The organism is Cyanobium sp. BA20m-14 (genome assembly GCF_024346295.1).
In genome coordinates, this window is sequence record NZ_JAGQCR010000074.1 from 1 (window position 1) to 12,732 (window position 12,732).

Annotated in this window: 13 protein-coding genes and 2 pseudogenes; 7 read left to right on the forward strand and 8 right to left on the reverse strand. The window is 64.0% G+C overall.

The genetic code is table 11. The features are described from left to right. The 3 genes and pseudogenes from KBZ07_RS08660 to KBZ07_RS08670 all read left to right on the forward strand — a co-directional run. Positions 1 to 251 (forward strand): annotated as a pseudogene (locus KBZ07_RS08660) (branched-chain amino acid ABC transporter permease); the annotation flags it as partial. Next, entirely contained in the window at positions 248 to 1,012 is a 765-nt protein-coding gene (locus KBZ07_RS08665) for an ABC transporter ATP-binding protein (RefSeq protein WP_254931233.1), read from the forward strand. The pseudogene KBZ07_RS08660 and the gene KBZ07_RS08665, both read left to right, overlap by 4 nt. Then, complete coding sequence (locus tag KBZ07_RS08670; protein ID WP_254931234.1) at positions 1,009 to 1,737, forward strand: ABC transporter ATP-binding protein; 729 nt, start codon at positions 1,009 to 1,011, stop codon at positions 1,735 to 1,737. Before KBZ07_RS08665 ends, KBZ07_RS08670 begins: the two co-directional genes overlap by 4 nt. An 11-nt stretch (positions 1,738 to 1,748) precedes the next feature. On the opposite strand, the gene KBZ07_RS08675 is transcribed toward KBZ07_RS08670, so the two are convergent. Continuing rightward, positions 1,749 to 2,003 carry a Nif11-like leader peptide family natural product precursor gene (locus KBZ07_RS08675; protein ID WP_254931235.1) on the reverse strand — a complete coding sequence of 85 codons (255 nt, stop codon included), beginning with the start codon at positions 2,001 to 2,003 and terminating at the stop codon, positions 1,749 to 1,751. Positions 2,004 to 2,084: 81 nt separating this feature from the next. Between KBZ07_RS08675 and KBZ07_RS08680 the strand changes: the two genes are divergently transcribed. Beyond that, positions 2,085 to 3,455 (forward strand): NAD(P)/FAD-dependent oxidoreductase, encoded by a 1,371-nt coding sequence (locus KBZ07_RS08680; protein WP_254931236.1) that lies wholly within the window; start codon positions 2,085 to 2,087, stop codon positions 3,453 to 3,455. A gap of 91 nt (positions 3,456 to 3,546) precedes the next feature. On the opposite strand, the pseudogene KBZ07_RS16450 reads toward KBZ07_RS08680, so the two are convergent. Continuing rightward, a pseudogene (locus tag KBZ07_RS16450) lies at positions 3,547 to 3,757 on the reverse strand (DUF2231 domain-containing protein); the annotation flags it as partial. 155 nt (positions 3,758 to 3,912) lie between these two features. Here KBZ07_RS16450 and KBZ07_RS08690 point away from each other — a divergent pair. Beyond that, positions 3,913 to 4,425: an HdeD family acid-resistance protein gene (locus KBZ07_RS08690; protein ID WP_254931237.1), complete on the forward strand. Its 513-nt coding sequence runs from the start codon at positions 3,913 to 3,915 to the stop codon at positions 4,423 to 4,425. Between the two features lie 99 nt (positions 4,426 to 4,524). Here KBZ07_RS08690 and KBZ07_RS08695 read toward each other — a convergent pair whose 3' ends face one another. Together KBZ07_RS08695 and KBZ07_RS08700 are read right to left on the reverse strand one after the other, a co-directional pair. Continuing rightward, positions 4,525 to 8,307, reverse strand: a complete 3,783-nt coding sequence (locus tag KBZ07_RS08695; RefSeq protein ID WP_254931238.1) for a hydantoinase B/oxoprolinase family protein — start codon at positions 8,305 to 8,307, stop codon at positions 4,525 to 4,527. A gap of 4 nt (positions 8,308 to 8,311) precedes the next feature. Continuing rightward, positions 8,312 to 8,803 carry a YajQ family cyclic di-GMP-binding protein gene (locus tag KBZ07_RS08700; protein ID WP_106502775.1) on the reverse strand — a complete coding sequence of 164 codons (492 nt, stop codon included), beginning with the start codon at positions 8,801 to 8,803 and terminating at the stop codon, positions 8,312 to 8,314. 85 nt (positions 8,804 to 8,888) lie between these two features. On the opposite strand from KBZ07_RS08700, the gene KBZ07_RS08705 reads away from it, so the two are divergent. Continuing rightward, positions 8,889 to 9,308: an MAPEG family protein gene (locus tag KBZ07_RS08705; protein ID WP_254931239.1), complete on the forward strand. Its 420-nt coding sequence runs from the start codon at positions 8,889 to 8,891 to the stop codon at positions 9,306 to 9,308. Between the two features lie 9 nt (positions 9,309 to 9,317). Here KBZ07_RS08705 and KBZ07_RS08710 read toward each other — a convergent pair whose 3' ends face one another. The 3 genes from KBZ07_RS08710 to ebsA are packed head-to-tail and all read right to left on the reverse strand — an operon-like array spanning position 9,318 to position 11,390. Then, a complete protein-coding gene (locus KBZ07_RS08710; RefSeq protein WP_254931240.1) occupies positions 9,318 to 9,830 on the reverse strand; it encodes a DNA-protecting protein DprA in 513 nt (170 codons plus the stop codon). A 36-nt stretch (positions 9,831 to 9,866) separates the two neighbouring features. Next, complete coding sequence (locus tag KBZ07_RS08715; RefSeq protein WP_254931241.1) at positions 9,867 to 10,964, reverse strand: phosphotransacetylase family protein; 1,098 nt, start codon at positions 10,962 to 10,964, stop codon at positions 9,867 to 9,869. Between the two features lie 36 nt (positions 10,965 to 11,000). Further along, positions 11,001 to 11,390: a type IV pilus biogenesis protein EbsA gene (gene ebsA / locus KBZ07_RS08720; protein WP_396123982.1), complete on the reverse strand. Its 390-nt coding sequence runs from the start codon at positions 11,388 to 11,390 to the stop codon at positions 11,001 to 11,003. 67 nt (positions 11,391 to 11,457) lie between these two features. Between ebsA and KBZ07_RS08725 the strand changes: the two genes are divergently transcribed. Continuing rightward, a complete protein-coding gene (locus KBZ07_RS08725; protein ID WP_254931243.1) occupies positions 11,458 to 12,198 on the forward strand; it encodes an NAD-dependent epimerase/dehydratase family protein in 741 nt (246 codons plus the stop codon). Here the strand turns inward: KBZ07_RS08725 and map are convergent. Then, positions 12,195 to 12,732, reverse strand: a 538-nt coding sequence (gene map, locus KBZ07_RS08730; RefSeq protein WP_254931244.1) for a type I methionyl aminopeptidase, incomplete at its 5' end; no start/stop codon positions are given. The two genes, KBZ07_RS08725 and map, sit on opposite strands and share 4 nt — an antisense overlap.

Consider the following 12,732-nt stretch of genomic DNA (forward strand, 5'->3'; position numbering starts at 1 on the left):
CCACCCTGGCTTTCGTGGTATTCGGCGGCTCGCGCACCTGGCTGGGGCCGGTGTTTGGCGGCCTGCTGCTCACCGCCCTACCAGAACTGCTGCGCCCGGTCGGCGACCTGCGCCTAATCGTGTTTGGCGCCGTGATCCTGGTGGGTCCCCTGTTCTTTCCCCAGGGAGTGATCACCCCGGAGCTGTTCAAGTCGTTCAAGCCGCGAATACGAGGCATCCCCACGGCAGCAGCGCAGGGGGTAAAGCAATGACCCTGCTCCAGCTTGAGGATGTGGGGGTGCGCTTTGGTGGCCTGCGGGCCTTGCAGGCTGTCGATCTTGAGGTGAAGCAGGGCGAGATTTTTGGCCTGCTCGGCCCCAACGGTGCCGGCAAGACCACCCTTTTCAACGTGATTTCTGGCCTCACCGCCCCCAGCAGCGGCACCGTGCGCTGGCGGGGGGCAAGCCTTGCTGGCCTCAGCAGCCACCGCATTGCCCGCCTCGGCATCGCTCGCACCTTCCAGAATCTGCGGCTATTCAGCAGCATGAGCTGCCTTGAAAATGTGCTCGTGGGAATGCATCAGCACGCCCGTCAGCAGCCCCTCGCAGCCCTGCTGCAAACCCAGTCCTTTCGCCGCCGCGAATCCCAGCTGCAGCAACAGGCTCTAGCGCTGCTTGACCTATTTCAACTGAAAGCCACTGCCCACCAAGATGCCGCCAGCCTCTCCTATGGAGACCGGCGCCGGCTGGAGATGGCCCGGGCCCTGGCCAGCCGTCCCCAGCTACTGCTGCTCGATGAGCCGGCCGCTGGCATGAACCCCTCAGAGAAAGATGAGCTGCGGGAGCTGATTCGGCGCATCCGTGACCAGTTCAAGCTGACGGTGCTGATCATTGAGCACCATGTGCCCTTGATGTTGGGCCTGTGCGACCGGCTGGCGGTGCTCAACTTCGGCCAACGCATCGCCCTGGGCAGCCCCGACCAGGTGCGGCGCGACCCGGCGGTAATCGAGGCCTATCTGGGCGGTGGCACATGAACGGCCCCCAAGCGCCCCTGCTCGAGCTTCGCAACCTGGTGGTGCGCTACGGCAGCATCACGGCCCTGCATGGCATCAATCTGACGGTGCAAGCTGGCGAGTTGGTGACCCTGCTGGGTGCCAATGGCGCCGGTAAAAGCACCACCCTGCGGGCCATCTCCGGCCTGATTCACCCCGCCAGCGGCGAGATCCTCTGGCATGGCGGCTTGATCAATCGCCTGCGCACCGAGCGCACCGTGAAGTTGGGCATCAGCCACTGCCCGGAGGGCCGGCGCGTGCTCAGCCGCCAGTCGGTAGCCGACAACCTGGCCCTGGGCGCCTGGTTGCGCCGGGACAAAGCCGCTATCACCACAGATCTAGAGCGCTGCTACGCCCTATTTCCCCGCCTGGCCGAGCGCCGCAGCCAGCTGGCCGGCTCCCTCTCCGGAGGAGAGCAGCAGATGCTGGCCATCAGCCGCTCCCTGATGGCCAGGCCCACCCTGTTGATGCTGGATGAGCCGAGTCTGGGATTAGCGCCCCGGCTCGTAGCCGAGGTGATGGCCGCTCTGTCCCAGCTGCACCGAGACGGGCTCACCATTCTGCTTGTAGAGCAAAACGCCCAGGCCGCCCTGACCATTGCCGATCGTGGCCTAGTGCTGGAGGCGGGCAGCATCAGCACCGGCGGCAGCGCAGAACAACTCCTGGCCGACAACAGCCTCCAGGCTTCCTATCTGGGGGCGAACTGAGCAGCTGCAGCTCAATCGTTCTCGGTAGCTCCAAAGCAATGCATTAGGGCATCGCCCCAGCTGTTGATTGCCGCTAGCTCATGGTCCTTGGCGCTGCTCAACGCCTTGGCGTGCTCGCGCAGCAGCACTGTCTTATCAATTGCATGTCCATGCTCAGCTGCAATGGCCACGATGTCGTCTACCCCGGAAGCGGCATGCAGCTTGTCGCGGAGGGCGGCATCACCAGCAACGCGGGCCACAAAGGCCTGGATAGACGCAACAGACATGACTGACTCAGTAACCAGAGCTACTACTAGCAGGCCAAACCATGGCGAGCTCGATACGTTGAGGCGAGTGTCAAGGCAGCAATGGCCCGCGAACGCTTCTTCCTTGAGCTCGATCCACCAGATAGCAGTCTCAAAAGCCTGCCCCACGTGGTGGTGGTTGGCGGGGGCTTCGCCGGACTCAAGGCCTGCCATGCCCTGATTGGCAAGCCGGTGCGCGTCACCCTGATCGATAAACGCAACTTCAGCCTGTTCCAACCCCTGCTGTATCAGGTAGCGACAGGGCTGGTTGCGGAGGGGGATGTGGCCTCACCCCTGCGGCAGCTGGTGGGGCAGGCAGCCAACGTGCAGGTCTTATTGGGTGAAGTGGAAGAGATCGACACCCAGGCGAAGCAGATCGTGTTCAACGACCGGCAGCTGGCCTACGACCACCTGATCCTGGCGGCCGGCTCCGGTAGCAGTTACTTCGGCCACGACGAATGGCGCGAAGCCGCACCACCGATGAAGATTCTCGAGCACGCCGATGAGATCCGCCGGCGGGTACTGCTAGCCCTTGAGGAGGCCGAACAGACCCCCGATCCGGTGCGGCGGGCCTTTCTGCAATCGGTCGTCGTCGTGGGTGGCGGACCTTCGGGTTGCGAACTCTCCGGCTCCCTGATGGAGCTGATGGCCCATGCCCTCGGCCGCGACTTCAAGCAGCTCGATCCCCGCCAGTGCAAGGTGACCCTGGTGGACCCGGGCGACCGGGTGCTGCGGGCGATGGATCCGAGCCTCTCGGCCGCCGCCGGCAGCTATCTGCAGTCCGCAGGGGTAGAGCTACTGCTAGGGGGACGGGTTCAGACAATTGAGGCGGAGAAAGTGGTTGTTAACACCAGCGAAGGTGCCCGCACCCTGGAAGCCGCCACCATCTGCTGGACCGCCGGCGTGAAGGCCTCCCATCTGGGCCAGGTGCTGGCCGATGCCAGCGGTTGCACCGTCGACCGGGGCGGAAGGGTGGTGGTGGAGCCCGACTTCTCGATTCCAGGCCATCCAGAGATCCGCGTCATCGGCGACCTCTGCTCCTACAGCCACACAAGCGATAGCAAACCCCTGGCGGGCATGGCCGGGCCCGCAGTGCAAATGGGCGGCTGGGTGGCGGCCGACATAGTGGCCAAAATTCAAGCCCGAGCCCACAAAGCCTTCCAGTTCACCGATTTCGGCACCATGGCGGTACTTGGTCCGCTGCACGCCGTCGCCGACCTCCGCGGCCTCAAGGTGAGTGGCCTGCCGGGCTGGATCCTCTGGGGCCTGGCCCACTTGATGTTCATGCCCGCCAATGAAAATCGGCTGACCCTGCTCACCAAGTGGTTGTGGGCGATTGCCACCCGTCAGCGGGCCTCGATGCTGATCACCGGTCGTCCGAATCAGCACCTGAATGTGGAGGTGGGACTGGTACAGCCGACAACCACTACCTGACCTTCTGCTGTTCAGACTGCAGGGTGTAACGACTGATCAGCAAGACACTCACAATAGCCAGTCCTGGTTGATGAAACTGCCGCGAGATGCGAAACATGCTCGCCACAAAGATGGCATCTGTGGCAAATAGGAGTTTCCAAAAGCTAACCTCAAAAAGCCGCAATCTGCGGATTGCATCTGCAATGAGATCAAATACAAAAGTAATCAACCCCATGGCGATCAGAAAGTTCAAAACGATCGGACGGGATAGCGTCCATCCAAGGGAGGTTGTGGTCGTTGAGCGGCGGTAGCAGCTCAAGCATGGCGCCCATACCAAACACGATTGATCTCCACGCTGGAGAGAGCCAACCAGCAACGCCGAAAGCTGTGATGAGTTGCTAAACAGCCGTGAGCATTTCCTGACAGCGGGACCTTATGGCGCGGCGATTAAAGTTGAAAGCTAATTGCTTTTATACCGGTGACAGTTCCTGCTTCTCCCGCCCTGCGCTGGGTCACCGCAGCCCTGCTGTTTGCTGCGGCCGGGCTGTCGGTGGTGCTGCCATTTGTCTCGGCCACCTTGCTCACCATCGCCGTTGGGGCCGTATCAGTGATTGCCGGGGTATCCCAAATACTTCGTCTCACTGGCGAAGCCGATATCAAAGGAAAAATCTTCCGCCTGTTCTCCGGCCTGCTTTATTTGGGCGGCGGCGTCTGGGTGCTGGCATTCCCAGTTGCCAGTGAGGTGAGCTTGACGTTGTTTGTCGGCTTCCTGCTTGCTTTCGAGGGCGTGATGGAGCTAGCCGCCGCGGCCACCGGCCAGGGAGCGGCTCGTGGCTTGGTGCTGATTGACGGCATCGTCACCGCCGTACTCGGCGGCATGCTGATTGCCGAATGGCCCTCAGACAGCATCTGGGCGATCGGCATGTTGTTTGGCATTGGCATGGCGTTTTCCGCCATCAACCTGCTCACGGCCCCACCTAGCCAGCCTTAACAACTTAGTTGCCAATCGCCTCCACTATCGCCTCGGTTTTTGGGCTGGTGAACCAAACACCGTCGTCACCAGCGACAAACCATTTGATGGCAAAAGCGCTCATGGCCTACTGGGGGCGCCGTAGCCCCCACCTCCGGGGGTCTCAATGCGCAGGGCTTCACCGGGCTGGAGCTCCAGCTCGCAGCAGCCGTCGAGCTGCCGGCTCGAGCCATCAACCCCGATCCAGGTGTTGCGGCCGCAGGCGCCCGGCAGCCCGCCGGCCAACCCCGCGGGAGCCACCCGCCGCGCACCAGAGATCAGGGCAACGGTCATCGGGGCCAAAAAACGCAACTGCCGCACCGCCCCAGCGCCTCCCCGAAACCGCCCATCCCCGCCCGATCCGGCCCGGATCCCAAAGCGCTCCAGCCGCACCGGAAAGCGCGTTTCCAAAATTTCCGGGTCGGTGATACGGGAGTTGGTCATGTGGCTCTGCACAGCGGCCGCCCCGTCAAAGCCCGCACCACCGGGGCGGATGCCAGCACCGCTGCCCCCACCGATCGTTTCGTAGTACTGGCATTGGCCATTACCAAAGCTGAGGTTGTTCATCGTGCCCTGGGCGGCGGCTTGCACCCCCAGCGCCGCAAACAGAGCGTTGGCTGCCGCTTGGGAGATTTCCACATTGCCGGCAACCACCGCCGCCGGCGGATTGGGATGCAGCAGGGAGCCGGGCGGCACAATCAGCTCGATCGGCTCGAAGCAGCCGGCATTGAGGGGGATCTGTTCGCCCACCAGGCAGCGAAACACGTAGAGCACCACAGCCTTGGTTACGGCTAAAGGGGCGTTGAGATTGCCGCTGTGCTGGGGCGAGGTTCCGCTGAAATCAACCTGAACCCGGCGAGCCTCAGCGTCGATGCGAACAGCTACCTGGATGAATGCGCCGTGGTCGAGCTCCACCCGGGCAGACCCGTCGCTGAGGTGCGCAAGCGCCCGAGCCACCGCCTCGGCACCGTGGGCTTGCCCATGGGCCATGTAGGCCCGCACCTCGTCGAGGCCGTGGCGCTCAATCAAGCGCCCCAGCTCCTGAACACCCAGCCGATTAGCCGCCGCCTGGGCTTGCAGATCGGCAAGCAACTGGTCGGGGTTGCGTACTGGATGGCTACCTGCAGCTAGTCGCTGCCGCCACACCGACTCATCAAAGTTGCCACTACTCAAAAAGGGCACGTTGTCGAGTAGTAGGCCCTCATCATCGATGCTGCGACTGAAGGCCGGCATCGAGCCCGGGGTGATGCCGCCCACATCGGCGTGGTGGCCGCGGCAGGCCACAAAAAACAAAGGGGCCCCAGCCTGGGAGTCGCCCAAACCAGGGACAAAAACCGGCGTAATGGCAGTGATGTCTGGTAGGTGGGTGCCGCCGTTGTAGGGATTGTTTGACAACACCACATCGCCAGAAGCCAATGGTTGGCGCTCGCCCCGGGCGATGGCGGCAAGCAGGCTGACCACGCTGTCGCCCATAGAACCGAGGTGCACCGGGATATGGGGGGCATTGGCTACCAGCTGACCCGCAGAATCGAAGAGGGCGCAGGAGAAATCGAGCCGCTCACGGATGTTCACCGAGCGGGCGCTCTGCTGCAGCCGCCCACCCATCTGCTCGGCGATGGCTGCAAAGCGGTGGTTGTAGAGCTCAAGCAGGGTGGGATCGGGCCCCTGCTCCACAACTTCAACAGCCTGTTCAACAGCCTGGTCAACCCCGCTGCTGGCCGCCGCCGCGCCTTCCCGCTCCAACAGCAGGGCTCCATCGGCTAGCACCAGGGCTTGCCAGCCGGGCTCCAGCACGGTGGTGGTGGTCGCATCGACAACCAGGGCTGGACCATCGAGCCTTTGCTGGGGCTGCAGCTGGGAGCGCTGCCACAGCGGCACCGGCCGCCAGCCGGCCGCCTCACCCAGCCACAGGGGAGTGGTTGGGGCAAGCGGGGCTTCAGCCACTGCCTGTTCTGGAAGCACTGCCTGTTCTGGAACCACCGCCGGGGGAGCCAGCTCCACCAGCAGCCGCTCCACGATCCAGTCTTCGCCCACCGGGCGATAGCCGAAGCGCTGCAGATGGGCGGCGCTAAAAGCTCGCTGCAGGTCTTCAACTCCTTGCTCGTTGGGCAACCACGCCACCTCCAGCCCCCGCTCACTGCCGGCGGCCCGCAGCTCCAGCTGCACCCCAATCCGGCCTGTGGCCCCCTCGGCCAAATCCCCCAGCCGGCGCAGGTCGGCGAACCCCTGCTGCTCCAGCTCGGCGGAGCGCTGACGCAGCAGGGGCAGGCTTGCGGGGCCCAGTGGCAACCGCGGCGAGCATTCCAGCAGCAACCTCTGCTCGGCCATGCCGAGGCCATAGGCGGAAAGCACCCCCGCCAAGGGGTGGAGCAACACCCGCGTCACAGCCAGCACCTCAGCCAGGCGGCAGGCATGCTGACCGCCAGCCCCGCCGTAGCTCACCAACAGGGCCTCGCGCAGGTCGTGGCCGCGTTGGATCGAGATGCGGCGCAGGGCTTCCGCCATCGTTTCAATGGCGATCTGCAGGGCACCTGCCGCCAGCCGCTCCGGGCTGATCCCAGGGGCCACCGCGGCCATCTCAAGCGCCAGCTCCGCAAACCCTCGCCGCACCGCTTCCCCATCAGCGGGTTGGTCGCCCTTGGGGCCAAACACAGCCGGCAGGGCGGCAAGCGGCAGGCGGCCGAGCAACACGTTGGCATCGGTGATGGTTAGCGGTCCGCCGCGGCGGTAAGCCGCCGGACCTGGATCAGCTCCTGCAGAAACAGGCCCAACCTGCAGCCGCCTGCCGTCAAAGCGCAGCACCGAGCCGCCGCCAGCAGCCACGGTGTGAATCGGCAACATCGGAGCTTGCAATTCCAGCCCAGCGATCTCGGTGGCAGGGCTGCGCTCCCAGGCCAGATCACCACCAGCGTTTGACACGCAGCGGTCATCGAAATGGAACACATCGGTGGAGGTGCCACCCATGTCGAAACCAACGATCGGCCGCGACGGCAGCCCAGCGGCAGCAAGGGCCCTCCTGCCCACTGCCACGGCGCCCACCATGCCTCCGGCCGGCCCCGAGAGGATCGTGTCTTTGGCCAGCAGCAGTTCAGGCGCTGCCAGAGCCCCACTGGATCGCATCACCCGCAGCCGAGTTGCTGGCCCCAAGGCCAGCTGCACCTGGCGCAGGTAGCGGCCCAGCACCGGCGCCACCGCCGCCTCCACCAGGGCGGTCTGGCCGCGGGGCACGAGCCTTGGCTGGCCACTGAGCCGATGGGAGAGCACCACGGCCTCGAAGCCCAGGGGTGCGAGCCACTGCTCCAGCTGCAGCTCCTGACTGGGATTGCGGGTGCTGTGCAGCAGGGCCACCGCGCAACTGCTGTAGCCGTCGGCCTGGGCTTGCCGCAGCAGCTGCTGCAAATCCTCTCCCCACTGCAGCGCCTCAAGCTCGAATCCCTCCGCGTCCAGGCGCCCCTCCACCTCCAGAACCCGCACCCGCAGGGGGCTGGGCCGCTGAATGGCCAGGGCAAAGAGGTCGGGGCGGTGCAGGTCGCCGATGCTGAGCAGGTCGGCAAAGCCGCGGTTGATCAGCAGCACCACCCCGGCGCCGCGCTGCTCCAGCAATGCGTTGGTGGCAACGGTGGTGCCGAGCCTCACCTCCCGCACCAATCCCAGCGGCAGGGGGCTGCCGGCCATAACGCCGGGCTCCATGCTCAGCAGCGCAGCTATGGCACGCACGGCCGGGTCCCCCGGGCACTCCGGCTGCACCGACAGCACCTTGCGCACCAGCAGCTCGCCAGCTTGGCTGCAGCCCACCACGTCTGTGAAGGTGCCACCCCGATCAACCCAGAACCGCCAACCAGGGGCGGAACAAGCCGGCTGCACCGGCTCAGCGGTAGTTCTCAAACTGCAAAGGCACTTCCACGTCCTGGGCCTTGAGCAGGTTGATCGCCTGCTGCAGGTCGTCCTTGTTTTTGCCGGTGATCCGCAGGCTTTCGCCCTGGATCGAAACGGTCACCTTCTTGAGCTCGTCGCGCACGGTTTTGCTCAGCTGCTTGGCCAGCTCAGAGCTCAAACCTTTGCGCAGTTTCACCACCTGCTTCACCCGGTTGCCCCCCACGGGCTCGGGGCTCTGGAAGTCAAAAATCTTCAGCGAGAGGTTGCGCTTGGTTGCCTTCTGGCGCAACACGTCCTCCACGGCCTGAAGGGTCATGTCGCTGGCGGTGGTGATGGTGAGGCTCGCCTCCTCCACCTCGATTTCGGTATTGGAATCCTTGAGGTCGTAGCGGGTGCCCACGTCGCGGCGCACCTGATCGATTGTGTTGACGAGCTCCTGGCGATCGAAATCGCTCACCACATCGAAGGAATAGGTGTCGGCCATGGGGCGCAGTTTGGAGGTCGGAGGCGTTCACGGATCGTAGGGGCGGCCTGTCAGCCTGACCAAGCACTGATTGCGCCTGCAGTTCATGACCTCCACCCTCGCCCCTTTCGCCTGGTCGTTGCTGCTGGCAGCTGGTGTGGTGGTATTCAGCACTGTGCCCCTGGGCGCCGCCCGCTCCCAGGCCAATTTCCAAATGGCCGACCTGGGCGCCCCGCGGGCGATGTTTGAGCGGCTGCCGGCCTGGGGCAAGCGGGCGGCCTGGGCCCACCAAAACTGCTTTGAGGCCTTCACCCTGCACGCGCCCGCTTCCCTGCTGTGCCTGGTGGCGGGTGTGAGCAGCCCGGTAGCAATCGCCGCGGCCTGGATCCATCCCCTGCTGCGCCTGGCCTACATCGGCATGTACGTAGGCAACGTGCCACCGCTGCGAGGCCTCTGCTGGGCTGGCGCTCTCACCTGCAGCGGCTTGCTCTACGTAGAAGGCCTAAAAGCGCTGCTGGGCTCCTAAGCCACAGATTTAATCGAAGAACATCACGCTCACCACCTTGCCCATGTCCTCCGCGACCCGGCAGCTGGCTAGCAAGGTCTCACTGTCGTGGAAGGCGTAACAAATCAGCTGATCGCAACGACTGATGATGTCTTGGTTGCAGAGGCTGCTTGCCATCGGCAGGGGCAGCTCATCGTGCTCTGGCTTCTCCACCAGATGCAGCACTCGCTCCAATTGATCGCGAGACTCTCCAGGTTGGCGATCAAGACTCTGGGGCAAAAGCACGGTGAGCCTGGCCGGATCAATCTCCAGCACGCTGCGAATCACCGCCGCATTAACGCCCTGGGATCCAGAGGTGATCAGATTGTGACCCTCCTGGGCCAGGGAGCGGGCCACTAATTCGACCAGATGGATCGAAACCACGGGCACATGGCGACTGCCCAAAATTGCAATCCGACGCTTGCTGCGGTCCTGGAGCATCGCCAGTTCCTGGGCCAGGGTGTCGATACGATCAATCGACGGAAGATCAAGGGACCGCGACACCAGTAGCCACCTGCCAGTCCTTTGAAACTAGCAGCGTTATTTCATTAACGCGGGCAACTGCAACCGAGCAAACAGGCGCTCGAAATTGCAATGCTCTTCCACCAGCCGGAAGGCAAAGCTTGCCTTCACCACTTCGTGCAGACGCACATGACCAAAGGCCTGCTCAATCACTTCCACCGTAGTGAGGGTGTCGTGCTCCACCTTGAGCAGGGGCACTTCGAGCTCCTCGGCCCGGTTGAGCAGCTGGGGCAGCGGGTCTCCAGCGCCCGTGAGAATCAGGCACTGGGTTGAGGCCTCCAGGGCTGCCAGCTGAATATCGGTGCGATCAGCGCCCGTCACCACCGCCATGTTGCGGCGGCGCCGGAAAAACTCCATTGCCGAGTTGACGTTCATGGCGCCAATCGAGAGGGTTTCCACCAGGAGATCGAGCCGTTCCGGGCAGCACAGCACCTGGGCACCGAGACGCAGGGCCAGCTCCTCCACCGTGACACTGCGCAGCAGGGGGCTCTGGGGCATGACGCCAAGCACCGGCAAACCAAGGCGCTCCAGGGCAGGTACCACTTCGGCGCACAGCTGGGCCACAAGCCCCGGCTTGACTGCATTGAGCACCACCCCCGCCAGATGCTCACCCAACTCGGCCTGAGCCGCCAGGAGCGGGTCGATGCTGCAGCTATCGATCCAGGGATGCACCAGCAACACCGATGCCTCCAAGCCCCGGGCCAGCTGGGCCAGGCTGAGGCCGTAAAGCAATCCCTCATGCAGGCTGCCGGCAGCTTCCAGCAGGGTTAGCCCGTCGCTGGCGGCGGCCAGCTGCTCACGCAGCTGCTCAAAACCCGAGCCGGGATCCAAGTCACCCTGCAGCAGCCGCCGCTCTGCCGTGGCCGGATCGAGCACATGCAGGGAGGGAATCAGGTTGGCTTCCGGAAGCCCCAGGGTGGCGCCGATGAAACGCACATCGGCATCCAGCAAAGGCACCTGGCTGGCAGCATCCACCGGGCTATCGAGGCTGGTGGCTAGGGGCTTGCCAAAACGCACCGGTACCCCTTGACGAGCCAGCTGGCGGGCCATGCCAAGCACCACCGCCGATTTGCCACTGAAGGATTCGCAGGAGCCGATCAGCAAGGTGGGGGCCATCGGTCAACCTCGCTTGGGGGTGTCTTGAAGCGAAATTTAGGCGGCGCTGCCCACTGCTTCGGTAGCAAGGGGCTGCTGACCCAGCAACAGCCACTGCCAGAAACTCGCCGGCAACTGCTCCCCCTCCCGATCCATCAACCACTGCACCAACTGGTGGCAGGGCAGGTCAAAGCTGTACTTCACCTCTGGTAAATCAGGAAAAGTCAAATCGCAGTGGAGAATTTCCTGGGGTGCCGTCTCACCACTCCAGCTAAGCCGCAGCATGTGGCTACGCCCCCCCTGCAGCAGGCGCTTACCGGCCCAATCGCCCGCCAACAGGATCGCCAAAGCACTCTCTAAAGTCATCAGCCGCCCTAGCCCCCCGCAGTAAGGAGCAAATAGGGGCACTAAGGGTGCAACAGTCTCAGGGAACATGCCAGTGGGCATCAAGGCGGCGTATACGTCAACTATTTCCAGCCATGCTGACGCGTCGGCCGCCGTTTATGCCAGGCAGATGACCAATTTTGATGGATGCCGGATCGCGGTTACTGGTGCGAGCGGCAGCCTGGGTCGGGCCCTGCTCCAGGAGCTAGCCCAGCAGGGCGCCTCGCTGGTAGCCCTCACCAGCAGAAGCGAACCCCTGCTCCTGCTGGATCCTGCTGGCACAGCGATTCCCCTAGAGCAGGTCTGCTGGCAATGCGGCCAGGAGCAGGAGCTACGTGGGCTACTGGAGCGGGTAGACATCCTGGTGCTGAACCACGGCATCAACCAGCAACAGCTCCGCAGCCGCTCTGCCACGGCGCTTGCCCTGGAGGTGAATGCCCTTAGCAGCTGGCGGCTGCTGGAGCTGTTTGCCGAGGTGGTGCAACAAAGCCACCGCCCAGAGCGGCCCAAGCCCGAGGTGTGGATCAACACCTCGGAGGCGGAGATCCAGCCAGCCCTCAGCCCTCTCTATGAATTGAGCAAACGGCTGCTAGGCAGTTTGGTGAGCCTGCGTGCCCTGGATCTCTCTGGTGCCAGCGGGCCCCTGCGCATCCGCAGGCTGGTGCTGGGGCCATTCCGCTCAAGCCTCAACCCAATCGGGGTAATGGGGCCGGGATTCGTGGCCAATCAGGTAATTGCCCAGGCCCGATTAGGGCTCAGTTTGATCATCGTGACCCCAAACCCCCTCACCTATGTGTTGATGCCGCTAAGCACCCTGGCGCGTTGGGGCTACTTCAAGCTGCTGACGCGGCCAAGCCCCGGCCAGCCCTAGAAATCGCGGTCGGTGAGGATTTCGCAACCGTCACTGGTTACGGCGATGGTGTGCTCCCACTGGGCCGACCAGCTGCCATCAACGGTCACCACGGTCCAGCGATCCTTGAGGGTGCGGCAGGCCTTGCTGCCGGCGTTGAGGATCGGCTCCACCGCCAGGGTCATGCCCGGGCGCAGCTTCATGTTGGGCAGATCTCGGGTGCGGAAGTTGAACACCGAGGGCTCCTCGTGCAGATTGCGACCTACTCCATGGCCCGTGTAGTCCTCCACCACCGCAAAACCGTGGGCCTCGACGTGGTCTTGGACCGCTCCAGCGATGTCGAGCAAGGTGTTGCCCGCCTTTATCTGGCGCAGCCCTTGCATCAGCGATTCCTGGGCCACCCGGCAGAGGGTCTGGGCCTCCTCGGTGGCGCCTTCACCTACACAAAGGCTGACGCAGCTGTCGCCGTGATAGCCGTCGAAGTAGGCACCGGTGTCGATCTTCACCAGGTCGCCGGCCTGAATAACCCGTTTGCTGTTCGGGCTGCCGTGGACT